The sequence below is a fragment of the Sphingobacterium sp. UBA5996 genome (assembly GCF_002429765.1).
Lineage (GTDB): Bacteria > Bacteroidota > Bacteroidia > Sphingobacteriales > Sphingobacteriaceae > Sphingobacterium.
Genome location: NZ_DJAS01000010.1, coordinates 57,832 through 82,350 on the forward strand (window position 1 = coordinate 57,832; position 24,519 = coordinate 82,350).

18 protein-coding genes are annotated in these 24,519 nt (G+C 39.8%); 10 read left to right on the forward strand and 8 right to left on the reverse strand.

Annotation, left to right across the window (positions count from 1 at the left end; genetic code table 11):
• Positions 1-12: 12 nt before the first annotated feature.
• Genes B3E00_RS06875 through B3E00_RS06885 form a run of 3 tightly spaced genes read right to left on the reverse strand, consistent with a single transcriptional unit; the run spans position 13 to position 2,025 of the window.
• Positions 13-543, reverse strand: a complete 531-nt coding sequence (locus tag B3E00_RS06875) for a TIGR03915 family putative DNA repair protein (RefSeq protein ID WP_293937812.1) — start codon at positions 541-543, stop codon at positions 13-15.
• Between the two features lie 4 nt (positions 544-547).
• Positions 548-772 carry a hypothetical protein gene (locus B3E00_RS06880; RefSeq protein WP_293937813.1) on the reverse strand — a complete coding sequence of 75 codons (225 nt, stop codon included), beginning with the start codon at positions 770-772 and terminating at the stop codon, positions 548-550.
• Positions 772-2,025, reverse strand: coding sequence for a putative DNA modification/repair radical SAM protein (locus B3E00_RS06885; RefSeq protein ID WP_293937815.1), 1,254 nt, complete (start codon positions 2,023-2,025; stop codon positions 772-774). The genes B3E00_RS06880 and B3E00_RS06885 overlap by 1 nt, the downstream gene beginning before the upstream one ends.
• A gap of 184 nt (positions 2,026-2,209) precedes the next feature.
• On the opposite strand from B3E00_RS06885, the gene B3E00_RS06890 reads away from it, so the two are divergent.
• Positions 2,210-2,716 (forward strand): pyridoxamine 5'-phosphate oxidase family protein, encoded by a 507-nt coding sequence (locus tag B3E00_RS06890; RefSeq protein ID WP_293937818.1) that lies wholly within the window; start codon positions 2,210-2,212, stop codon positions 2,714-2,716.
• A gap of 87 nt (positions 2,717-2,803) precedes the next feature.
• Here B3E00_RS06890 and B3E00_RS06895 read toward each other — a convergent pair whose 3' ends face one another.
• Both B3E00_RS06895 and B3E00_RS22225 read right to left on the reverse strand, forming a co-directional pair.
• A complete protein-coding gene (locus B3E00_RS06895; protein ID WP_112376008.1) occupies positions 2,804-2,956 on the reverse strand; it encodes a lmo0937 family membrane protein in 153 nt (50 codons plus the stop codon).
• Positions 2,957-3,027: 71 nt separating this feature from the next.
• Positions 3,028-3,162, reverse strand: coding sequence for a ClbS/DfsB family four-helix bundle protein (locus B3E00_RS22225; protein WP_414712418.1), 135 nt, complete (start codon positions 3,160-3,162; stop codon positions 3,028-3,030).
• 296 nt (positions 3,163-3,458) lie between these two features.
• On the opposite strand from B3E00_RS22225, the gene B3E00_RS06900 reads away from it, so the two are divergent.
• Positions 3,459-3,908: a protein-disulfide reductase DsbD domain-containing protein gene (locus tag B3E00_RS06900; protein WP_293937820.1), complete on the forward strand. Its 450-nt coding sequence runs from the start codon at positions 3,459-3,461 to the stop codon at positions 3,906-3,908.
• 166 nt (positions 3,909-4,074) lie between these two features.
• Positions 4,075-4,761, forward strand: coding sequence for a class I SAM-dependent methyltransferase (locus B3E00_RS06905; RefSeq protein WP_293884992.1), 687 nt, complete (start codon positions 4,075-4,077; stop codon positions 4,759-4,761).
• Here the strand turns inward: B3E00_RS06905 and B3E00_RS06910 are convergent.
• Positions 4,745-5,722, reverse strand: a complete 978-nt coding sequence (locus B3E00_RS06910; RefSeq protein WP_293884993.1) for a hypothetical protein — start codon at positions 5,720-5,722, stop codon at positions 4,745-4,747. The genes B3E00_RS06905 and B3E00_RS06910 overlap by 17 nt on opposite strands.
• Positions 5,723-6,153: 431 nt before the next feature.
• Between B3E00_RS06910 and B3E00_RS06915 the strand changes: the two genes are divergently transcribed.
• Positions 6,154-7,017, forward strand: coding sequence for a sensor histidine kinase (locus tag B3E00_RS06915; RefSeq protein ID WP_293884994.1), 864 nt, complete (start codon positions 6,154-6,156; stop codon positions 7,015-7,017).
• Positions 7,014-7,727 carry a LytR/AlgR family response regulator transcription factor gene (locus B3E00_RS06920; RefSeq protein ID WP_293884995.1) on the forward strand — a complete coding sequence of 238 codons (714 nt, stop codon included), beginning with the start codon at positions 7,014-7,016 and terminating at the stop codon, positions 7,725-7,727. Before B3E00_RS06915 ends, B3E00_RS06920 begins: the two co-directional genes overlap by 4 nt.
• A gap of 13 nt (positions 7,728-7,740) precedes the next feature.
• Here B3E00_RS06920 and B3E00_RS06925 read toward each other — a convergent pair whose 3' ends face one another.
• Positions 7,741-7,914 (reverse strand): hypothetical protein, encoded by a 174-nt coding sequence (locus B3E00_RS06925; RefSeq protein ID WP_293937822.1) that lies wholly within the window; start codon positions 7,912-7,914, stop codon positions 7,741-7,743.
• Positions 7,915-8,191: 277 nt separating this feature from the next.
• On the reverse strand, positions 8,192-10,483 hold the full coding sequence (locus B3E00_RS06930; protein WP_293937824.1) for a family 20 glycosylhydrolase: 2,292 nt from the start codon (positions 10,481-10,483) through the stop codon (positions 8,192-8,194).
• A 336-nt stretch (positions 10,484-10,819) separates the two neighbouring features.
• Here B3E00_RS06930 and B3E00_RS06935 point away from each other — a divergent pair, with 336 nt between their 5' ends.
• The 5 genes from B3E00_RS06935 (at position 10,820) to B3E00_RS06955 (ending at position 24,447) form a co-directional block, all read left to right on the forward strand.
• Entirely contained in the window at positions 10,820-14,836 is a 4,017-nt protein-coding gene (locus B3E00_RS06935; RefSeq protein ID WP_293937826.1) for a hybrid sensor histidine kinase/response regulator transcription factor, read from the forward strand.
• A gap of 253 nt (positions 14,837-15,089) precedes the next feature.
• Positions 15,090-18,182: a SusC/RagA family TonB-linked outer membrane protein gene (locus B3E00_RS06940; protein WP_293937828.1), complete on the forward strand. Its 3,093-nt coding sequence runs from the start codon at positions 15,090-15,092 to the stop codon at positions 18,180-18,182.
• 15 nt (positions 18,183-18,197) lie between these two features.
• Positions 18,198-19,913: a RagB/SusD family nutrient uptake outer membrane protein gene (locus tag B3E00_RS06945; RefSeq protein WP_209574928.1), complete on the forward strand. Its 1,716-nt coding sequence runs from the start codon at positions 18,198-18,200 to the stop codon at positions 19,911-19,913.
• 104 nt (positions 19,914-20,017) lie between these two features.
• Positions 20,018-21,919 carry a family 43 glycosylhydrolase gene (locus tag B3E00_RS06950; RefSeq protein WP_293937830.1) on the forward strand — a complete coding sequence of 634 codons (1,902 nt, stop codon included), beginning with the start codon at positions 20,018-20,020 and terminating at the stop codon, positions 21,917-21,919.
• A gap of 29 nt (positions 21,920-21,948) precedes the next feature.
• Positions 21,949-24,447: a sugar-binding domain-containing protein gene (locus B3E00_RS06955; RefSeq protein WP_293937832.1), complete on the forward strand. Its 2,499-nt coding sequence runs from the start codon at positions 21,949-21,951 to the stop codon at positions 24,445-24,447.
• Positions 24,448-24,519: the final 72 nt, after the last annotated feature.

Here is a 24,519-nt window from a genome sequence, read left to right on the forward strand (position 1 = left end):
ATGCTTAGAAAGCTATATTTTTTCTACTAGATATTTCCAGTAACGTTTCGGAACATGCCTTAAATGAAGTTTCAGATTTTTACGTGATTCAATGGTTGTACTCTTAAAGTAGGTTTTCCAAAGATGCTGATAAGCCTTTTCTTGAGGATCGAGATCCACTTCTAGCTGATATGGATCTCGAATTTCATCACTTTCATTTGGCGATACTTCGACAATAGTATTTCCATCATAATGAAAGCCATAATTTCGCCTTAAATCATAAATTAACCAACACTGGTCTGCAAATCGATTTTTAAAGAATTGCACAACAAGCGGAATCACATTGAAATCGGGCTCAACAACCGCTGTATACAGATGGTCATTAGATTTGACAAATCGTATAAATGCTTTCATACGGTGCCGTTCCCTATTGATCTTTTTAATCGATTGATGCAAACGAAGTATAGGAGGATAACCATAATTATGTATATCCAATTGTTTTGTGCGAAATAATTCGACAATCAGCCGAAATCCATTGAGCCATTCAATCTGATTATCGGACAAAAAATTATGGTAAAAAAAAAATCGTGCCTTGGTTTCCAATTATTTTTTTCATGCCCGCTAGAATGCGTTGGGCTTTTTTATTATCTGTTGAAATGAGTCGTTTTTCCGAAAAAAGAGTAACTTCCGTCGCTTTTCCTGTTTTAGGAATGCTGTCAAACTCTTTCCTTTCAAACGCTTCAAATACGCAACTCAGATAGCCGGAATAACTTCCGTCAAAAATATAATCCATTAAAATAAAGTTAATTGGCTATTCGAACCTTTTATTTGCGATTGGGAATTATGTTTCATTATGGATTTTCTGATCTTTTCCGGATAGTGAAAGCCCGCAGTGATCAATGTATCCTGACATAGCATAAAATATTTCGCTCGATTATAAGCTATTCCAATTTTTTGCACTTGCTGTTCTTTTAATTTTCCATATTTGCGTGCCTGTATTATTTTTTTAGCGGATTGTCTTCCTATCCCCGGAATTCGTATGATCCAATTAAAGGTAGCGGTGTTAATGTCAATAGGGAAGAATTGTGGATTGCGAAGTGCCCAAGCAAGTTTAGGATCTATTTCTAGATCGAGGTCCTGATGTTTACTATTAAGTATTTCATGAAGCGAAAAGCCATAAAATCGAAGTAACCAATCTGTTTGATAAAGTCTATTTTCACGAACCAGCGGCGGTGCTGTTCCAATTTGAGGAAGGTTGGAGTCTGTTGCATTTATAGGAATGTAACCCGAATAATACACCCTTTTGAGGTTATAATCTTTATAGAATGTGTTTGCAGCCTCCATAATTTGGAAATCACTTTCTGGTGTTGCTCCAATAACCATTTGAGTACTTTGTCCTGCTGGTACAAATAAAGGTATTTTCTTATTGGTTTTTCTGTCCTGCTGAACATTTTGGATTTCATTTTTAATTATTGTCAGCGGTTCGCGAACAGATTGATGATCTTTCTCTGGAGCGACAAGTTTTAGTCCTGCTTCAGTAGGTATTTCGAGATTTACACTCATACGGTCAACATAAAGACCTGCTTCCTTTAACAAAGATTCACTTGCTCCAGGAATAGCCTTCAGATGAATATAACCATTAAACCGCTCCTCAGTTCGAAGTTTCTTAACCACTAACATTAAGCGTTCCATAGTATAATCTGCAGATTTAAAAATACCAGAGCTTAAAAAAAGCCCCTCAATATAATTTCGACGGTAGAAATTCATCGTCAATTCGACAACTTCCTTGACCGAAAATGCTGCTCGCTGTACATCATTGCTACGCCGACTCACACAAAAGGAGCAATCGTAAATGCAAAAGTTAGTCATTAAGATTTTTAGAAGGGAAACACAGCGCCCGTCTTCGGTATACGTATGGCAGATGCCACTTGCTGAAGAATCACCGATACCACCATTATTTTTTCGCTTACTTCCACTTGAGCTGCAGCTCACATCATATTTAGCAGCATCCGCTAGTATCTGTAGTTTATCATCAAATCCAAACATATTCAATACATCATTTTTACATTGGTAAAAATACTAATATTGTTAGCAAATAACGCGCGTAGAATTACGTGTTTTAATTTTAAAAAGTATAGTCCCCTTTTATTAAAGTATAAAGTATACTGCCTGAATTTGGCTAAATAGAAAACGATTTATGAGGGGACGTTGTTCTTTATTAAAAATAGTTATGGCAGAGAATAATTTAAGTGATAAAGACGCTTTAGAAAAGCTAAAAGAAATCGTTGATAAGATTGACGTAGGTACAGTGTGCTCTTTTCCAAAAGATTCGGACTATCCCCATGGTGTTCCGATGAGTAGACAAGAAGTTGATGAAGAAGGTAACATTTGGTATATCTGTTCGGCAGAAAGTGAAACCTTTACAAATCTTTCACAAGATTCAAGAGTTTCTTTGTTTTACGCAGATCCTGGAAATTATACCTTTCTCAGTATAAATGGAGAGGCGAGTCTTTCGCGGGATCAAGAAAGGATAGATCGTTATTGGAACAAGATGATGGAAGGCTGGTTTGAAAAAGGGAAAGAAGATCCAAATATTAAATTGTTAAAAGTTATTCCCCAAGATGCTCATTATTGGGATTCAAACTCTAATATGATTGTCAACTTGTTTAAAATGCTTAAGTCGAGAGTAACAGGCGAGACAGAAGATATAGGTAAAGAGGGAGATCTTAATATATAGTGTGCTTCATATTAAATGTATAAAAAAGGCTTCTCAGTATTGAAAATTGGGGAGCCTTTTTTATGACAGGAGCAACGGCCCGACCAGTTATGCATTTCCTTTAATAACACGAAGGAGAACCGCAATGATAGCGATTACCAATAGTATATGGATTAGTCCCCCGCCCACAAAGCCGCCAAAAAAGCTGATGGCCCATATGAGCACCAAAATAACTGCAATTGTATATAATAAATTTCCCATAGTAATAAATATATATCTGTTTATTGAATAACAATATTTATCGAACGATGGTTTACTATATTTAATCTTTTTTATTCATTAACCGAATCCAATTGCTGGTTATTTTTTTGTATTTTTTTCCATTTACGAATTCTCCCGGTTGCATTTTGATATGGTGAAGCGGTATTAAATTGTGTTATGTGGGTTAAGATCCATTTGCCATACAATGTAAGGCATAGAGTTTATTGATCGGCAAGGCGTATGATCCAGCCTAAGTTATTGTTTAATGCAATAGCTGTTTTTGAACTTATTATTGAATTTGATAAAATTCCATGATTTAAAATGAAAATAATATGGCTTATGGCGTTATTTTTTGTAAAATTTATGGTTTAAATATAAGATGGTTGTGTTTTATTCTGTTTATAACGAATATTGACGTGTGTATTCAGGTGCAGGTTCTTTTAGTAAGGATACTGTTTATATCTAATGCCAATAAAATAATAAACTGAAAATTTATAAAAAGATGAAAAAGATTTTAATTTTAGCAACCTTGGTTATGTTTTCCATTACAGGTGCTTTTGCTCAGATTCATAAACCTGTTAAATGGACTGTTGCTAGTAAAAAACTCAATAACAAGGAAGCAATTATTTACGTTAAGGCGACTATTCAAAATGGTTGGCACATATATTCCCAACATGTGAAAGATGGTGGCCCGATACCAACTTCCTTTAATTTCAGTAAAGCTACTGATTATGCGCTAGTCGGTAATACGGCCGAACCAAAACCCAAGATCAAACACGAAGAGGTTTTCAAAATGGATGTAGGGTATTTCACCAATGAGGTAATCTTTCAACAAAAAGTTTCTCTTACTAAAGGAGCGGCGACAGTAAAAGGCACTGTGGAATGGCAAGCTTGTGATGCTTCACAATGTCTTCCTCCAGATGAATACGCTTTTGCTGTGACGGTCAAATAGCCTAAAGCAATTCAAAACTAAAGCAATTGGATGCTTTATCTACCACAGTTGGACGACTATGAATAAAGTTATTTAGAATTATTTTAAATAACTATCTTTGCTTGTATATTGGAATAAGATAGGGTATATCTCTACTTATGTAAGTAAAACGATTATTCTTATGATTATGAATACAGTAGAACTGTTTGAAAATGAACGTGCAAGTGGCTATGATGAATTTGTTGAAACCTGGATCCCCAATTACCATTATTTTTTAGATCAGTTGCCTAAGATCCTGTCCGAAATAGAGCACAAAGATTTATTAGTGGTCGGATGTGGTACAGGAAATGAAATCGAACGCTTTGTCGACACATCAGAATCTTGGAAAATAACAGGGGTCGATCCCTCACCCGAGATGATTGGTCAAGCGAGGGAGAAATTTGAAGCAGATGAGAATGTTAACCTTGTGGAAGGTCTAGTAAGTGATTTGGATGAAGGAAAACAATATGGCGCCGCGACGCTTTTGCTTGTATTACACTTTTTAAAAGACGATGGCGAAAAATTGGGTATGTTGCAAGATATTTGTAAAAGAATGATGTCTCAAGCACCATTGGTATTATTAGATATAACAGGCAATAAGGAGCAAATTCAGCAAAACTTGGGGCTGTTGAGACTTCTTCTGCCTAAGGGTATAGATGAAACACAGGTCGCTCAAAGATTGCAACGAATCGAACATGAATTGTTGCATGTTTCTGAAGAGCGCTTAGCAGAACTCTGTGAAGAAGCTGGATTTGAACCTCCTGTTCGATTCTTTCAATCCTCAATATATATGGGCTGGATAACCCGAAAAAAAGATATTATTTCCTTTTCTTAGCAAAGGGATTGAAGGAAAGCCCCGCATTCATATAAAATGAAGGTTCGGGGCTTGCTTCCCATATATAATCGCGTTGGGGTTTGTTTTTCTCAAATATACGTGCGCGAGGTATGGCTTTTATTCCTGATTTAAAGGTGGCAATAAATGATCGCCCGAGGTTATGCTCATAAGTCAGGCCCGAATTGATCTCCATCTGATTGAAAGTATATACTTTTTCAGAACTTGGAAAGTTATAAAGGTAAAAGATTGTACTATTCAAATCTGAACCGATCGAAACTCGGCCATTCCACAATACCCCTTTTCGGAGATATATTCCTTTTGGTAAGATCACATCAAGTATCATCCCTTTGCCAAATTGCTGTTTGTAGGCGAAGGTTGGTAAAATCGGAAGAATTGCTGCCGGGTCTATAATCCCGATAATACCTACGGCCATTTGAATCTCCTGCGTAGCTTTTAGTACTACAGTGGCAGAGAGCATCCCATTCACGCGTTCGATTGCTTTTTCACTCCCATTTGTAGCGACCGTTGCTGTGTAAAAGGCTACTTTACCCCATAAACGTGAATAACGGGTCAGATTAAGTGATTCGTATTGATAATGATAGTGGCTGGCTAAATGTGTGATGGAATGCGCAACAAGGTCTGGACGACTGGAGTTTACAGAAGTGAACTGATAGCCAATATTGGTCCCCAGATTCCATGTTCGGCTCTTTAAAAAGTTAATGTTGATACTACCTCCTGCTTGGTACATCGATTCTACTTTCGTTTCGGATAAATCCCTACCGTGGAGTTTTGATGAATAGCTATATCCTGCATTGGATTCAAAGGTCAAATTGAGGACGCGTGTTATGGGAAATTTGTCGGTAATCACTGCCATCACTTTTTGCTGCACGCTATCCTTAGTTTGTGCGATTAAAGTGTATGACCAAAACAGTAATATAAACACTAAAAGTATTTTTTGCATAGATGTTTCATTAAAATTATTGTAAGAATAGCTGAAATTTGTAGGTGGTATTTTTTTTTTAGACCAACAGGTGTTGTTTTTATACAAAAGCCCAATTTAGAAGAACTACGGAAAGCGAAGCTATACATCATCTACTAATTTTGGTATAAAAAAAACAGGTCTTCGTATAAGAGATCTGATTCTTGCCTAGAAAAACTTTATTTTTGTTATTTAAGTTAAATCTATTCTAATCCATGCAAGACTTTAATAATAGTATTGTTTTAAGGTTTTTTACAGAAAATAAATTCAGGCCATTGCGACATATATTTTTTCTGATCGGGTTACTCTTGCTCTTTGCTAATGCAAATTTACGTTCCCATTTTCAGAGCAGTTATCGGTTTTATTTTTCTATTGTCCTATGGTTTGTATTTGTCTGCATGTTTTATGCTAATATGTACGTATTGATACCAAAGTTTTTCTTTAAGGCCAAATATGAGTTATATGTACTCGCATTAATATTGCTCGTGACGGCCAGCGTGCTGGTTGTTATGTATATTGCTAATTACATCTATTCCATTCATATTCCGGTGATAAAAAAGGCTGAGTCGGACTCTATGGGGCTAATTGCAGCTTTATTTATCTGTATGCCTATCATTCTGACCACCACGACTTTTAAGCTCTTTAAACGCTGGTTGGAAGATAATAAGCGTATTTCTGAATTGAAAAATCTGGCTTTGACCACGGAGCTTATTTCCTTGAAAAATCAGATTCAGCCACATTTTTTATTCAACATGCTTAACAATGTTAAAGCTTTAATTCGAAAAGATCCTATTATGGCTACTGAAGTGATCATGAAGTTGTCAGATTTTTTAAGATATCAGCTGTATGAAAATAACGATGATAAGACGCTTTTGAAGTCTGAAATCAACTTTATTAGCAATTTTCTGAAATTAGAGGAAATACGCCGCGATAACTTAAAAACGCGTATATCCTGTCCTGTTGAATTAGAAAAAAAAGGTGTATTTCTACCGCCACATCTTTTTACGGCCTTTGTTGAAAACGCAATTAAACATAGCCTCAGCGCAGGTGATGGCTCTACTTTTATCACAATCCATTTTTCTGAGCGGGATCAGCAACTTTGTTTTGAATGTGAAAATTCGAAAGATCCCAATAGCCGGTATGTTAGCAGCAAATTTAGCGGATTAGGACTGGCTAATGCCAAAAGAAGGCTAGACCTTCTGTATAGAAATGATTATGAGCTCTCGATTTTAACAACCGAGGTGTTGTATCAGGTTAAACTTACTATTCCATTATGAATTGCATCATTGTAGACGATGAACCCCTGGCTAGGGAAGAAATGAAGAATTTAATCGAAGAGATTTCTACCCTTCAGATTGTTGGTACATTTTCCAATGCGATATCTGCATTGGAATGTATCAAAACGAATCCGGTTGACTTGCTTTTTTTGGATATCGAGATGCCCACGGTCAATGGGCTTGATTTTGCACAATCTCTTCCAGACGACAAATTAGTGATCCTTACGACTGCCTATGCGCATTATGCCCTGAAAAGTTACGAATTGGATGCAATAGATTATCTGCTGAAACCCATTAGCAAAGACCGTCTGGCCAAAGCGATCAACAAATCAATAGCTTATAAAAAACTATTGGAGCTAAAAGAAAACCAAAATACGGTTGAGAAGTACAGTAAGGACGCACTTTTTATTAAATCGGATAGGAAATACTATAAAATTGCATTTACCGATATTCGCTTTATAGAAGCGCTCAAAGATTATGTGGTCATCTATACTCAGAACAATAAACTGATTACTGCAATGAACTTGAAGACAATTCACCAGAAACTTCCTGTGAGGCTGTTTGCGCGTACCAGTAAATCCTATCTGATTAATTTATCGTTTATTGATTCTTTTGATAGTCACACTATTTACATCGATAAGTTTGAAATCCCGATTGGTGAGATCTATCGAGAGTCATTCTTTAAACAATATACCGGGGGACTCCTCTGATTGAACAGTCGCCCTAAGCAACTACAAAGCGATCTAGGAAATGAACTTGAATATTGTAACGCTGTAGGAAATCTGTCAGATATTCAACAGAACATTCTTCTGTTTCGAAGCGGAAAATAGCGTCCTCATCATCGAGATCGACAGTAGCATCTTGTACTTGTGGAAGATGAGTTTTGACTAATTGCATTAAAAAATTTTTCTTATCTTCTGTCTTTACTGAACTTTTAAAAATCAACACTTGCCTAGCTTTCATCATTACTAATTTATATGCGTTCAAAATCACTGCAATCTCCAATCACCTGTGGAGATATTGATACAAATCTATGTTCTTGACTATTTACTGCAATCTATATTATACGAAAGTATTTAATTTTTATACAAAGCGAGATTGATACAATATAAAATATCCCCAGTGCTATCAACTTCACTGGGGATATGCTACTATAAATTGTCTATTGATCTTACTAATCTTTCTTATGGAAAAAAGATGCTTTTGGAATATCGATCACCGGTGAATCTTTGACGCTATATTGAAGTTTTAGGGTGAATCCTCCACCTGCTTCGATGAAATCTATAGCAATTGGATGGTAGCCAGGTTCTAACGCAATCTGTCCACTTTTCATAATTGGCGCATGCTGTCCATCATTATCGACGACAGGCTGATCGTGTATCCGAAGGACACCACCATCATCACAAGTGAAATAGAAATTATAGACTCCTTTTTCTTTGACATAGAAATATCCTCTTATTTTAGCACCAAAAGAAGGCATTTTGATGGTATCGCTTAGTGATACATTGCTGATCACTTCGTGGCGTACTTCGGGACCGGCAATGGCAGATGTATTAGCAAAAGTTCCATTAAAGAAAGTTGCTTTAAGGCCTGGTGCCAATGTTGATTCATCCACTCTCACACTTTTTTTCCAGGTATCATACTTAAAACTAATTTGATAGAGCTCACTTTTTGCACCTGAAGACGAGATTGTTGCAAATCGAATAGGACCTTCTTTTTTTACAGCGAGCGAATCTTTCAGTACGGGGCTTTGCTGGGTTGGAAGACTACCGTCGGTAGTATAGTGTATTGGATTTTGAGGAAGTTCATTCGCGACCTTTAATATAGATTGTCCATCAACAATCACCTGTGTTTCGGCAAAACCTTCGAGGTCGGGCATGCGATAGCGCAAACCCATTTTGTCCCAGAGTCCAAAGTGGGAAATTACTCGATTTCTATAACTATCGTATAACGGTTTGTTGGTCCATACGCGTTCAGATAGCGCACTTAAACGCGGGAGAATCATAAACTCTAATCGCGCAGTGGTTGGAATCATTTCTGTCCATATATTGGCCTGAGCACCTTGGATCAAATGAGCTTTTGAACTAGATATATCTGAAGGTATCACGTTCATGTTATACACAGCATCAAGGCTGCTGCTATTCGGAAGATAATCAAAATATAGCGGATTGGTGGGAGTCATAACGACCCTATGACCGCGGTTCACAGCCTCCTTTGGTGCATTTTTTTCCCAGCCACGCCAGTACATAACCATCATGCTAGTGTCTGAGCTGCCGTCCAATATCTCATCCCAGCCGATGCTCTGTTTATTTTTTGAACGGATAAAATTGTTTACCCGTTTGACGAAATAGCTCTGGAGATCATGTAAATTGGCAATTTGCTTTTCTTCCATAAAAGCTTTAGCAGCAGCCGATTTTGCCCAAGAATCTTTTTCTACTTCATCGGCACCGATATGAATATAGTGGGAGGGGAATAGTTCAATGATTTCACTGAGCACATTTTCAACAAAAGTATAACTGCTTTCTTTCCACGGACTGATCGGTACGGAGAATTGTTTTCCCCAGCCGGCGGTTTGACTGTCCAACAGCAGTTCGGGATAAGCTTTTGTAGCTACCATCATATGCCCTGGCATATCTATTTCGGGAATGATTTCTATTTGTCGGCGCTGCGCATAAGCAACAATGTCTCTGATATCCTGTTGGGTATAAAATCCCCCATACTCTTCTTTTCCGTTTGTTGTGCGTATCAATTCTTTGGGCAAATTAAAGTCTGGATTTTCTTTGGCCTTTACAAAGCAGGCGGAATCTTGGTTGTTATACGTTCTCCAGGCACCATATTCGGTAAGTTTAGGGTACTTCTTAATTTCTATCCGCCAACCCTGATCGTCCGTCAAGTGGAGGTGGAATTTGTTGAACTTGTAGCTTGCAATGAGATCGATAAATTTATAGAGATACTCTTTTGGAAAAAAATGGCGTGCAACATCGAGTTCGACCCCACGCCATTGAAAAGCAGGCTGGTCTTTGATTGTAATATACGGAAGAGCCACTTTAGCTGTTGTGCCCGAAAGTAAATATAATTGCTGAACTGTCTGTAAACCATAAAATGCCCCCTTCTCCGAAGCAGCAACGATCTGAATGCCTTTTTGATCTGTTTTCAATTCATAGGCCTCATCTGAGAGCCCTTGACCTTTGATCAATTGCAGCGAAGCACCAGCTCGCTTAACGCTTTTTTTATTCAATTTCCCGAACAGCGCATGGTCGATCCATCCAGATAAAGATGGAGAAGATAGCGCTGGATCGATGTAGTAACCCAATTCTTGTCCCTTTAGCTGAAAAAGACCGGGATTGGATGCTAATTGTTGAGGAAAAGGAATGAGTTGCGGAACAGTAGCTTTGTTTTGCGCAAAGTTTGTCGTTGGCAAGTATAGGGCGCAGGACAGAAGAATGGTTGCTAGAATTTTATTCATAAATTGTACTCTTTAGTAATCCACAAGTATGTTAGAATGAGCTGCAATATACCAATATTTCAGGTATTCGATCGCAAAACGCTTCACTTACTGTTGCTAATACGATTAATTTCTGTTTATAACTGTTTGACCGACATTTATGAATAATGTAGTATATTTAGCGCTGAAATAACCTTTGGACGAGGAAATATTGTGTAATACACCCTATTTTTGATATTTTAACCTGTTTACTATTTGATAATGTACTGTTTCCTGACTTGGCGCAGTGTATCCCAATTGAAAGTAAACTGTGGCTAATGTGACGTTAGATTTTATGGTGTTGTGAATGTTGTATCTATGAAAAATTTGCTATTTGTCGTTATTTTTCTGTGGCACTTGAGCCAAGTTTTTGCGCAGCCTAGTCGCGCTCATTTTTTTTCTATTCAAGATGGTCTGACCAATCAACAGGTCTTGGACCTTGTTCATGATGATGAAGGATTTATGTGGATAGCGACAGAGCTTGGTTTAAATCGATTTGCAGGAAAAGCATTTAAGAGCTATTACGCTTTGGAGAAACCGGAAGGCTTGTTTATCAATAGTAATGAAATCAATACCTTACTGTACGATAATAAAAAAGTTTTTATAGGTACGCGTGCCAATGGGCTCAATGTTCTCGATCTGAAGACCAATAAATTCAGTTATTATACGCACGATTCGAATAATCCGAAGTCTATCGCCACCAACGATATTACGGACATGATCAAAGGTGCGGACGGCAATCTATGGTTGGCAACTTACCATCAGGGATTACAGTATTTTGACATCACAAAGGAAGAATTTCGCTGTTTCAATAAAAAGAGTTTGCCTGGTCTTCCCGAAAATAGTATCTGGTCGTTGGCTGAAGATAGAAACAGGACACTTTATATTGGTCATGTAAATGAAGGGGTGACCATATTTAATCCTATTAGTCAATCTTCCAAAAGATTGACTGTTCAAAATACAAATGGGCAATTGCCTGATAACGAAGTGAAAGCTTTGTTTTGTGATCGTTTCGATAACATTTGGATAGGTACCCGAAAAGGGCTTGCTGTCTATTCTCCTTCAACAGGTGAAATTATGCACATACCGTTGGCCGTAGCATCAAAAAATGGAAATGAACCATTTGTATATACGATTGAGGAAATCGGAAATACGATTTGGATCGGGGCTGAATCTTCTCAGCTTTTTCTTTTTCAACCAGCATATGGTTTTGATCAGCAAATCTCGGGTGTTAAAGAGCTAAAAACTATGGATTTGGGAAAGGGCAATAATGCAATGGTCCAACGTATTGTAGCAGATCGATTTGGGAATGTTTGGCTTGGGTTATATGGTGGAGGTGTTGGTGTTATAAATCATATACGCCCTTTTTTTAATGTATTCCCCGAAGAAAATACGCTGCCTGATCGCCTAGCAACAGTAAGTAATATCATCGTTCGCGATAGCCAAACAATTTGGCTAACAACAGAAGGATCGGGTATTATTGAGATGGACAAAGATGGTCGTTTGAACAAACAGATAACGCATAAGGAAGGCAGCCCGGACGATTTTATATTGACTGCTTTTAGCGATCACAATAAACATGTTTGGGCAGGTTTGCGGAAAGGTGGAGTAGCTGTTAGATATGCTGGCTCGTCCGCATGGCATGAAATTGATCTTGGAGAGCGCGTTACAGAAGTCCGTGCAATTTATGAAGATCACCGCGGAGGAATTTGGATTGCTGGATATCAAGGTATATTTATATATGATCCCATAAAACATACTGTAGAAAAAATACTGATTAATAACCCTATGTTAGGTGACTATGCGCCTAGGGCGCTAGTCGAGGACGGGCAGCACAATATGTGGGTAGGCACCTATGGACAAGGCCTCTATATCTACAACAGCAATCATCAATTAATTCGAAAAATGGATAGTGAGAATGGGTTACGAAATAATACCATCAACTATCTCTTGCGTGATAGGAATAATAACATTTGGGTGGCAACAAACCAAGGTTTAGCACTGCAGGAGTCTCAGAAAAAAATTGGAGACTTAAAAATATTGTCCGTTCCTGGCGGCAATGCCTGGCTGTTTATCAATGGTCTTGCGGAGGATCAGAATGGTCACATTTGGTGTTCGACGAAGTCTGGAATGCTCAGGTTCCTACCTTTAGAAAAGCGCTTTCTACAATATGATCAGTCATTTGGCCTACCACTTGGCGGGTTTATTAATGGTAGCGTGGGAAAAGATTTGAAAAATAGGCTGTTCTTTGGAATGCAAGACGGAATCTGTTATTTTGATCCGAATGAGATCCCCTCAAATCTACCGTTATCGCCTGTCCGGGTAAGCCGATTTATTGTTTTTAGATCCGGCGAATCAAATACCCAACAAGACGAATACCCCTCGCCTAAAAATGAGATTAACCTCAACTATAAGGAGAATAGCTTTCGTGTCGAACTTGCCGTAATGGATGTTGCGTTGGATGGATTGGTTGAATTCAGTTATCAACTACAAGGACTCAACAATGATTGGATCTTCCTTGGGAACGAGACGAATCTAGATTTTCGGAATATTCCATATGGGGATCATGAATTGTTGATACGGACGCGGATGAAGAATGGGCAATGGTCCAAGACATATGAACGACTGCTTATTAAGATCGCACCGCCGATATATTTAAGTTTAGGCGCTAAAATAGTTTATTTGATTCTGATACTGCTTATCGTTTATACACTCATATTCTTTTACTTCAAAAGAATGAAAGCGGAAACCGAATTGAAACTTAAAGAGAGGCAACATCAACAGGATGAGCAGCTGCACTCGGAGCGGATGAATTTTTATACGCGAATTACGCATGAGCTCCGTACACCATTGACACTTATTTTAGGGCCTCTGGATGATTTATCACACGAAGGGGAGCTGTCAGCAAAAAATAGAAGTTTGGTTCAGACTGTACAGAAAAGTGCAAATAGACTTTTTACGTTGGTGAATCAGCTTTTGGAGTTTCGCAAAGTGGAATCACAATTTAAACCTTTGGTACTTGAATCCGGATCTTTACGTGACTTGCTCAACGACATCATTCATAAATATAAAACGCTAAACACTAAGCCGCGACTTCAAATACTATCGGATTTTCCCGAAGTTGAAACTCGTACGCTGTTTGATGCCGAAATTATGCAATTGATTGTTGATAATCTTTTATCAAATGCCTATAAATATACAGATGCAGGTTATATCAGATTGAGTCTCAAATATGAGGAAACCAATCTTGCCAACTGGACGGTATTAACGGTAGAAGATACTGGTTGTGGTATTCCTGCTAAGGATATTGAACGAATTTTTGAAAAATTTTATCAAATCTCCAAAGTTGGAGTTCAAGGTACAGGAATAGGTCTAGCCTTAGTTAAGGAGTTAACAGCAATTCACCAAGGAAAAATAGGCGTAGTAAGTAAGGAAGGTGTTGGGACAACAGTTTCAGTCCGATTTTTATTAAATCGAGTGGTCTCTAAAAAATCTGAAGAACCAGCGTTAAGTGTGGAAGAAAGTCGTCCTTCGCTTGATCCTATTCGTCCGCTGATACTCTTGGTTGAGGATGATGTGGATTTGAGCGAATACATGGTGAAGGTGTTAAGCAATCATTATGATGTACTGACGGCCGAAAATGGAGCTATAGGATTTGAGCGTGCTCAAGCTGTCGTTCCTGATTTAGTGTTAAGTGATGTCATGATGCCCGATATGGACGGGTTTCTTTTGGCTGAAAAGCTCAAAGCAGAGCGGGTGACAAGTCATATCCCAATCATTTTATTAACTGCAAGAGATACCGATTTGGATAGACAACGTGGTTATGAGCTTGGGATTGATTCTTATCTGACTAAGCCCATTGGGAGCATGCTTTTGTTGAAACGTATTGAAAATCTTTTGCAGAAGCAAAAAATAATGAACGCCGTTGTATTGCAAAAGATAAAATCGGATAATCCGCCGGAACTAAAAGGTGAAATGATTGAAAAAGATAATTTATGGCGTGAGAATACATTCGTTCAGGATTTTATCACTATTGTAGAAGAGCATATGCAGGATGAAGTTTTGGACGCCGCTACGCTAGCAGAACGGATGAATATGAGCCAGTCCACACTGTATAGGAAACTTAAAGGGATTACGGGGAAGAATATCAACCAACTGGTACGTAAGATCCGGATACATAAGGCAGCCGAACTGCTTCGTTCCGGGAATCATAATGTGACTGAAGTTTCCTTCTTGGTCGGTATCAATAGTGCTATCTATTTTCGTCAATGTTTTAAAGAAGAATTTGGCAAACTTCCGTCCGAATACCAAAAATCAGATGGGAAGGGGAAATAACTTCCATTGGCCAAAGAATACGCTCTAAGAGTCTTTAATCAGTGATTTTGACCGAATATTGTATGTTTTTTGACGGATTTATATATGTTTTGGTGCGGTAAAACTCGCTAAGTTTGGCTTATAATTCAATTATAAATCTAGGGAGGAAGGGCAGCGATGCCGCTGATATAACCAATATAAACCATGGTGCGACATCTTTTTGTCTATTCTGACCTGATTATATTTTTTACTGTTTAATTAGCATAATTACTTTATGAACAACCTAAAAATTGTTTCTCTTTATACCCTGTTGAGCGTTGCGCCAACATTGGTATACGCACAACAAGGGAAAATTACGGGGCAGGTTTTGAACAAATCAAACGAACCGATTCTTGGCGCAAGTGTTATCGTCGAGGGGGCGGGTAAAGGGACGAAGACAGACATGTCAGGTAAGTTTGAACTCAATGCCAATAAAGGTATTCTCGTCGTATCATTTGTCGGGTATAAAACTTTAAAAATTCCATTGGATGGAAAGTCAAATTTAACTATTCAGTTAGAACGTGATGAACATGTATTGGAAGATGTCGTCGTTGTAGGTTACGGTACGCAACGAAAGGCGACGTTAACGGGATCCATTTCAGAAGTAAAAGGAAAAGATCTCGTAAAAAGTCCGCAGCCAAATCTGTCCAACTCTTTAGCTGGAAGATTTTCGGGAGTGGTGATCAACAATCGTAGCGGAGAGCCTGGATACGATGGTTCATCAATCACGGTGCGGGGCCAAGCGACAACAGGTAGTAATGACGTGTTGGTTGTTGTCGATGGAGTGCCGGGGCAGATAGGTGGTCTGGAGCGCCTAGACCCCAACGATATTGAAAGTATCTCGGTTTTGAAAGATGCTTCCGCTGCAATTTACGGAAATAGGGCTGCTAACGGAGTAATTTTAGTAACCACCAAACGCGGAAAGAGTGGTAAGCCATCCATCACCTATAGCGGGAATCTTGGATTTAGTTCACCAACGAGATTGCCCAAAATGGCGGATGCGGCAACATATGCGCTATTGCGAAACGAAATCGCCTATGGTAACAGTTCTTCAGCTGGGATGAACCAAATCTATTCAGAAGAGCAGATCCAGAAGTTTAGGGATGGTTCCGATCCTTTATTGTATCCGAATACCAATTGGGCTGATGTCGCCCTGAAAAATACCGCCTTACAAAGTCAACAAAATCTATCTATTGCAGGGGGGACGGAGGATGTCCGCTATTTTATGTCCTTAGGCTCGGTCTATCAAGACGGGATCTACAAAAAAGGTGTCACGAAATATAAGCAATATAATTTTAGAACAAACCTGGAGGCCAATATAACCGATCGATTTAAAGTTGGCCTATCGCTTTCGGGCAGACAAGAAGACCGCAAATTCCCGATAGCGTCGGCAGGAGATATTTTCCGTTCGATCTACCGTGCTTACCCTACAGTAAGTGCATATTATCCGAATGGCTTGCCTACACGGGGCATCGAAGGCTCTAATCCAGCTTTAATGGTGACAGATATAGGTGGCACTGTTGTCAATCCCAAGCAGGTGTTTAACGGTATCCTCAAAGCGAGTTATCAACTTCCTTGGGTAGAAGGATTATCTGTAGATGGTTTTCTTTCAATAGATAAATCCACAAATTTTAGTAAGAATTTTAGTGTTCCGTATGTTTTAAATAATTACAATCAAGAGAAAAATAGCTATGAGGAGTCGATTGTTGGCGGAAACAATAATAAAGCTACACTGACTGAGTCGCATACGAACGAGTCGTTGATTACAAGTAATATTAAGTTGAATTTCGAACGAAAATTTGGAGATCATGCTATCAATGCCTTTGTAGGATATGAGCAGAGTAAACGACATTTGGAGTATTTCGATGCACAGCGTTTCAATTATCTATCTACGCAATTGCCCGAATTATCCCAAGGTGGATCCGCTGCTACAGATTATCTCAACTCCGGATATAGCAACAATTACACCCGTAAAAGTATCATTAGCCGTATAGCGTATAATTATAGCGAAAAGTATTTGTTTGAAGGACAGCTCAGGGCTGATGGTTCGTCAATTTTTCCTTCAAATAAGCGTTGGGGGTACTTCCCTTCCGTGTCCGCTGGATGGCGAATCAGCAAAGAAGATTGGTTTTCCGACAAGATTGGATTTTTAGATGATTTAAAACTGAGAGCTTCTTACGGTAGCCTTGGAAACGATAATGTGGATGCATTCCAATATTTTGATAATTATACACTCGTGGGAAATGGATTAGTAGCACTTTTAAATGAAAAAAGTCAGATCGAGCCGAATGTTAAATTAGCGAAATTAGCCAATCCTGATATCACTTGGGAAGTATCGAAGAAGCTTGACGTCGGACTAAACGCACAATTTCTCAAGAATTTTACACTAGAGGCCATTTATTTCAAACAAAAGAGATCAGATATTCTGACCGAACGAAATGCATCGATTCCGGGAGTTTCAGGTATTGTCAATCCCTATAAAGAGAGTAGTTCCAAACCATTAGTCCCTTCGGAGAATATTGGCAGGGTGAATAGCGAAGGATTTGAAGGAACACTGTCTTATCAAAAACCGGGAGAATTTAGCTGGGGAATGTCGGGTAATTTTACCTTTGCTAAGAGTAAAATTATCTTTATTGACGAGGCAAGTGGGACATTAGATTACCAACGTCAGACAGGACGACCTTTGGGAACTTATCTGCTCTATAATGCTATTGGATTAAATAGAAATGAGGCAGATCTTAAAGGATCTCCGCAAGCTCCCGGTGCGCAAATAGGCGATTTAATTTTCGAGGATTATAATCAAGATGGTAAGATTACCGCAGATGATATGCTGCGGACAAAGTATGGAAATATACCACAGATCACCTATGGTTTTAGCTTAAATGCGGCTTATAAAAACTTTGATGCAGCAGTATTATTTTCTGGGCAAGCCAGGGTTAGCCAACATGTACTTCCCGAATCTGGTACGGTAGGAAACTTCTACAGCAGTTGGGCCGACAACCGATTTAATGCCGTTAATAACCCGAATGGCACATATCCAATGGTTCCCGAACGTGCTTCTTCTGCGGTCAGCGGAGGGCTGTATGGAAATAATTTTTGGTTGAATAATGCTTCCTTTCTGCGTTTGAAAAATGTTGAAATAGGGTATACACTGCCACATGAGGTTCTTTCGCGATGGAAACTGGGTGGACTGCGCTTCTACGCGAATGGATTCAATCTGTTGACTTGGACAAAAGTCAAAGATTATGATCCAGAGGGAAGTAGCGGCAGCGGACAATTTTATCCGCAGCAACGAATTATTAATGTAGGTGTAAATTTAAAATTCTAAGGAGGAACATAACAGATGAAATCTTTAAGTAAATATTTCCTGCCCTTGGCTTTGGGAACGACTATCTTTTCGGCTTGCAACAAAAACCTTTTGGACGTTACAGCAACTGATCGTATTTCTACAGAAGCTATTGAAACAGATACAGCCGTTTTAGAAGCCTTTGTCATCAATAGATATATTGGCGAGAAAATAATATCAAATGAGGCAGATGGTACTAATCCAGGCTTCGGTCGCGGATTTGAATATGCGCTGTGGTCTTCTCTCACAGACGAATCCATGTATACCAATGATGATAATACCTGGCTTATTACCCGGGGACAATTGTCTCCAGAAAATTTAGGTGCCGCCGGATCGCTTTGGGCGCGTAGCTACCGAAGTATCCGCGAGTGCAATTACGCTAAAAAAGTATTGGCTAATATACAGATGAGTACGTTGCATAAGCGCCAATTGGAAGGCGAACTTCAATTTATAAGAGCATTTAGGTATCATGATCTCATTCGAAATTTTGGACGCGTTGTGTTGGTGGGAGATACAGTATATGGATTGAAGGATGATCTAACCAAAGCAAGTCTTTTTGAGCGAAAATCCATGCAAGAAGGTATGGATTATGTGATCAAAGAATTGAATGAAGCGATTGAAAAGCTGCCTGCTGAAAATAACGACAAAACCTGGGTCGCTGGACGGGCCACAAAGGCTGCAGCCATGGCTTTAAAATCGAGATTACTTTTGTATGCTGCAAGTCCATTGTATAATGTCGGAAATTGGGCGGCCGCTGCCCAGGCAGCTCAGGAGGTGATCGCCCTAAATAAGTACAAGCTATACACGGGCGGATACCAATCGTTGTTTTTAACAGACCGAAATCCAGAAACTATTTTTGCAAGATACTATACCAAAAATGCCAATCACGTGCACCTCGAAATTGCCAACGGACCGAATGGCTATGGCGGATGGGGCGGAAATACACCATACCAAAACTTGGTCGATGCCTATGAAATGAAAAATGGAAAAGCCCCTTTCAATGAGGACGGCACCGTCAACACGGCTTCAGGTTACGATCCGAAAAATCCTTATGTTAACCGCGACCCCCGTTTTGACGCGACTATTTTATATAATGGCGCTTTATACAGGGGTAGGGCAGTGGAAACATATATACCAAAGGGGCAAGATAGTCCGCAAGGAAGTGACAACTGGAATACTTCTAAAACCGGATACTATCTGCGTAAATTTATGAACGATGCCTATCCGCTTCAAAATCCTTGGGGTAATGCGGGATTTCAACCGTGGAATTACTTCCGCTATGCAGAAATCCTTTTGAATTTTGCAGAAGCAGCAAATGAAGCTTACGGTCCAGATGTGTTACCTGCTGGTGGTAGCTTAACAGCGCGACAGGCTTTAAATTTGGTTAGAACACGGCCATCTGTCGATATGCCCGAAATTCCTATGGGACAGTCGAAAGATGAGTTTAGAAAGCAAGTGCGTTACGAGCGCAGAGTTGAGTTAGCGTTTGAAGAACATCGTTTTTACGATGTCAGAAGATGGAAGATTGCGATGGTAACAGAAAATATCCCTGCTTATGGCGTGACTATAGATAAAAATGGTGAGGGTTTTACGTATACACGCAAGGAAGCGCTTTCAGGACGCCGATTTGAAGAAAAGCACTATTGGCTACCGATTCCACGTTCTGAGATATTATCGTCGAATGGACAATTGGAGCAAAATCCTGGCTATTAATTAGCATATTTGTTTACGTAAGTTATTCATCCTCTTGGTTCTTTAATAAGAGTCAAGAGGATGTTTTTGAGAAATAAAAAAACCTTTAATAAATCAAATACTCCATGCGATTAACACTTATTACATTTTTATTGATGAATGTTGCGGCGGCAGTTTACGCACAAGAATACAAGTATGGCCCAGCAGAAAAAGATTTTGCCGGTTATCTATTCGCCTATTTTAAAGGGAACGCTGTAGCTGATGAGGCTGTGTGTTTTGCGATTAGCACTGATGGCTATACATATAGGGCTCTAAACGATAATCAACCCATCTTAGACTCAAAGGTTATCAGTAAAACTGGTGGTGTAAGAGACCCGCATATTCTTCGTGGCGACGATGGGAAAACATTTTATATGGTACTGACTGACATGACCTCCTCCAAAGGCTGGGACTCCAACCGCGGAATGGTCTTGTTGAAGTCCCAAGACCTTGTGCATTGGTCGCATCAAACAATCGACATTCAGCTGCGCTTTAAAGGCCAGGAAGCCTTGAAAAGGGTGTGGGCACCGCAGACAATATTTGATCCTTCGGTAGGAAAATATATGGTGTATTGGTCTATGCAGCATGGAAACGATCCCGATATCATTTATTACGCTTATGCTAATAAGGAGTTTACCGATTTTGAGTCTGATCCTAAAGTACTTTTTCTGCCGAAAAACGGTAAATCTTGTATTGATGGTGATATTATTAAAAAGAATGGTCTATTCTACCTCTTCTATAAGACTGAAGGTCACGGCAATGGTATCAAACTAGCGATAACAGACTCACTGACATCAGGAAAATGGATTGAACAGCCAGGGTATAAACAGCAGACGAACGATGCTGTGGAAGGATCTAGCGTCTTTAAGATCAATCAGTCCGACAAATACATCCTTATGTATGATGTATATGGCAAAGGAAAATATCAATTTTGCATCTCTGATGATCTTGATCGTTTTAAAGTTATTGATCATGAAATTGATATGGATTTCCATCCAAGACATGGTACCATTATCCCCGTTTCCAGACAAGAACTAATTGATCTGACCAGCAAATGGGGAAAACCAAAAGACATGCAATTCACATTTAGAAAGAATCCAGTTTTGGATGGTTTTTATGCTGATCCGGATGTACTCTATTCCAATAAAACCAAAAAATACTACATTTACCCTACGAGCGATGGTTTTGACGGTTGGGGCGGCTATTATTTTAAGACCTTTTCGTCCCCGGACCTCAGTAAGTGGAAAGACGAGGGGGTGATTTTGGACCTGAAAGAAGATGTTGCCTGGGGACCTAGAAATGCGTGGGCACCAACAATTACGGAAAAGAAAGTTAAGAACGACTATAAATACTATTATTATTTCACGGCGGCGCAAAAGATAGGCGTTGCGGTAGCAGATTTGCCGACAGGGCCTTTTAAGGATTCGGGAAAGCCATTGATAGATTTTAAACCTGAAGGTGTAAAAGGTGGTCAGGAGATAGATCCAGCAGCGTTTAACGATCCAAAATCTGGGAAAAGCTACCTATATTGGGGAAATGGCTATCTAGCGGTAGCTGAACTCAACAAGGATATGGTTAGTATCAAGAAAAACACTGTAAAAGTCATAACTCCTGATAAGACGTTTCGCGAAGGTGCATATGTAGTCTACCGTAAAGGCCGCTATTATTTCTTTTGGTCAGAAGACGATACACGGAGTGAAAATTATCGGGTACGTTATGGAACAGCCACTTCCCCCGATGGACCGATCACTGTTCCTGAAAATAATCTAGTCTTACAAAAAGATCCTGCAAAGGGGATATATGGAACAGGACATAATTCTATTTTGCAGATTCCAGGAAAAGATGAATGGTATATTGTTTACCATCGTTTTAATTATCCCAAAGGCATCGAAATGGGTGACGCTGCAGGATTTAATCGCGAGGTGTGTATGGATCGGTTGTATTTCGACGATGAGGGCCATGTAATACCAGTAGTTCCCACGCTTTAATCACTAAACCAAATCTACATATAATTAAAATGAAAAGAATAATAAGAAAGTTGGCCGTGTTAGCGATCTCCAGCTATATAGGTATCAATAACCTATATGCACAGCCCGGGTTTGGCATCGCCGAACGCGTAAACTCAGACTGGCGCTTCCATTTTGGGGACATGGAGATAAAAGCGGGAACGGAAATGAATCGCGTTGGATGGCAACAGGTGAGTTTGCCTCATGATTGGAGTGTAAAATACCCGTTAAGTCCTAATTTAGCCAGCGCGACAGGATATTTGCCCGGCGGCATAGGATGGTACCGCAAACAATTGACTATACCCGCAGACGATCAGGGTAAAAAGATTTTTATCTATTTTGAGGGAGTGTACAACCGAAGTGAAGTCTTTATCAATGGTAAATCTGTTGGCAAAAGGCCTAATGGTTATGTGTCCTTTTCTTACGATATTACGCCATTTATTGAGTTTGGCAAAGAAAATACCATAGCCGTTAGGGTAGACCATAGCCAAAGCGCCGATTCGCGGTGGTATACAGGGTCTGGAATCTATCGGGATGTATGGATTGTTAAGGCCAATCCGCTGCATATCGACCAATGGGGGGTGTACGCCTATCCAGAAATGAAAGGTGGAAAGGGAATTTTAAATACCGAAGTAACTGTGGTCAATAGCGCTGCAGCATCTTCTGCAGTTGCAGTCGAGCAGCAGTTGATTGACATGACAGGCCGTATTGTCGCAAAAAAAACGCAAAAAGTACAGGTCGGTGCCACTGATAAGGCAACCGTACAACAGCAGTTGACCGTGTCGAACCCCAAACTATGGAGTTTGGATCAACCCCAACAATATACCTTACGGACAATTGTGACGCAAAATGGACAGCAGATCGATCGGTCGGAGGTGAAGACTGGTTTCAGAGCATTTACGTTCGATGCCAACAAAGGGTTTGCTTTAAATGGAGAGTGGATGAAGGTAAAAGGAGTGTGTTTGCACCACGACGCTGGAGTATTGGGAGCTGAAGTGTATCCAGAAGTATGGCGTCGACGTCTCCTAACCTTAAAATCACTGGGAGTCAATGCTATTCGTACAAGTCATAATCCGCAGGCATCTTCGTTGTATGCACTATGTGACGAGCTTGGTCTTTTGGTGATGGATGAAGCTTTTGATGAATGGGAATTTCCAAAAAGAAAATGGTTGCAGGGCTGGAATTTTGGTACGCCCGGCTTCGAAGGATCATACGACTTTTTTGAATCTTGGGGAGAGCAGGATCTTGCTGACATGGTCAAAAGAGATCGCAATCACCTTTCGATTTTTGCGTGGAGTATAGGCAATGAAGTGGATTATCCAAATGATCCTTACTCACATCCTATTCTTAACGGAGAAAAGAAAGAGGGTGGCTTTACACAAGCTTCGTATGGGGGCTACAAAAAGGATGCACCCGATGCGATGCGGTTGGGTGATATTGCCAAACGCTTGGTCGCGGTTGTAAAAAAATACGATAAAAGCAGAGCGGTTACAGCAGGGCTTGCAGGTGTAGCAATGTCTAACGAAACCGCCTATCCAGGCGCACTTGACATCGCTGGATACAATTATACAGAAAGCCGTTATCAACTGGATCATCAACGCTTTCCCGAGCGCGTTATTTTCGGCAGCGAAAATAGACATGATCTTTCTGCTTGGTTAGCGGTACGTGACAATGCGCATATTTTTGGTCAATTTCTATGGACAGGAATCGATTATCTCGGCGAATCCGGACGTTGGCCTTCCCGGGGATTCTATTCGGGACTGCTGGATTTTGCGGGATTTGTCAAACCGAGAGGTTATTATCGCCAATCGCTGTGGTCGGATAAACCTATGGCTTACTTAGGTACTTATCCATTGAAAGGAGGGGCAGGAGCAACCGATGTGTGGTCGGCATTGGAGTCGGAGGAAGGACAGCGCAAGAATGAAGCCCCTTCTATGGACGCTTGGCCAATTTGGAATTATCAAGAGGGACAACAAATTCGGGTCGTTTGCTATACTAATAGTGCGCAGGCACGATTGGAACTCAATGGTAAGCTTGTTGGCGAAGAAAAGAAATATGATGAGAAAACAGGTATTATCTTTTGGGATATTCCCTATACTTCGGGCAAATTGGAAGTTGTAGGTTTAGACAATGATAAAAAGGAGATCGTCCGTCATGCAATACAATCAACTCAACGGCCCACGGCTATTCATGCCACCATTCTTGGAGAACAAGACATAAAATCGGGCGCAATCATTCAAATTGCCTTGCAGTTGGTAGATGCCAACGATGAACCCGTCATACTGTCAGAAGATGAAGTAACCTGCGACCTCATTGGAAATGCACGACTGCTGGGAATGGAAGCAGGAAATAATGCCGACATGGGCGATTATACTGATAACAAACAGCGGGTATATCATGGTAAGATGATTGCTTATGTTCAAGTATTGGGCCAATCTGGCGACAAAGTCGATATAAGGTTCACATCACCTTGGCTAAAAACAGCAACGGTACAGTGTCTGGTAAAATAAGGGCATAATAAGTGACAAGAAATAGGAAGGCTGGTTGATTTAATTAGCGTTTTAAATCATCAAGCTAAAAGA

Coding starts and splice junctions, on each gene's coding strand:
- B3E00_RS06880 (WP_293937813.1), bottom strand. CDS start 772: ATGGATTATATTTTTGACGGAAGTTATTCCGGCTATCTGAGTTGCGTA.
- B3E00_RS06885 (WP_293937815.1), bottom strand. CDS start 2,025: ATGTTTGGATTTGATGATAAACTACAGATACTAGCGGATGCTGCTAAA.
- B3E00_RS06890 (WP_293937818.1), top strand. CDS start 2,210: ATGGCAGAGAATAATTTAAGTGATAAAGACGCTTTAGAAAAGCTAAAA.
- B3E00_RS06895 (WP_112376008.1), bottom strand. CDS start 2,956: ATGGGAAATTTATTATATACAATTGCAGTTATTTTGGTGCTCATATGG.
- B3E00_RS06900 (WP_293937820.1), top strand. CDS start 3,459: ATGAAAAAGATTTTAATTTTAGCAACCTTGGTTATGTTTTCCATTACA.
- B3E00_RS06905 (WP_293884992.1), top strand. CDS start 4,075: ATGAATACAGTAGAACTGTTTGAAAATGAACGTGCAAGTGGCTATGAT.
- B3E00_RS06910 (WP_293884993.1), bottom strand. CDS start 5,722: ATGCAAAAAATACTTTTAGTGTTTATATTACTGTTTTGGTCATACACT.
- B3E00_RS06915 (WP_293884994.1), top strand. CDS start 6,154: ATGTACGTATTGATACCAAAGTTTTTCTTTAAGGCCAAATATGAGTTA.
- B3E00_RS06920 (WP_293884995.1), top strand. CDS start 7,014: ATGAATTGCATCATTGTAGACGATGAACCCCTGGCTAGGGAAGAAATG.
- B3E00_RS06925 (WP_293937822.1), bottom strand. CDS start 7,914: ATGCAATTAGTCAAAACTCATCTTCCACAAGTACAAGATGCTACTGTC.
- B3E00_RS06930 (WP_293937824.1), bottom strand. CDS start 10,483: ATGAATAAAATTCTAGCAACCATTCTTCTGTCCTGCGCCCTATACTTG.
- B3E00_RS06935 (WP_293937826.1), top strand. CDS start 10,820: ATGAAAAATTTGCTATTTGTCGTTATTTTTCTGTGGCACTTGAGCCAA.
- B3E00_RS06940 (WP_293937828.1), top strand. CDS start 15,090: ATGAACAACCTAAAAATTGTTTCTCTTTATACCCTGTTGAGCGTTGCG.
- B3E00_RS06945 (WP_209574928.1), top strand. CDS start 18,198: ATGAAATCTTTAAGTAAATATTTCCTGCCCTTGGCTTTGGGAACGACT.
- B3E00_RS06950 (WP_293937830.1), top strand. CDS start 20,018: ATGCGATTAACACTTATTACATTTTTATTGATGAATGTTGCGGCGGCA.
- B3E00_RS06955 (WP_293937832.1), top strand. CDS start 21,949: ATGAAAAGAATAATAAGAAAGTTGGCCGTGTTAGCGATCTCCAGCTAT.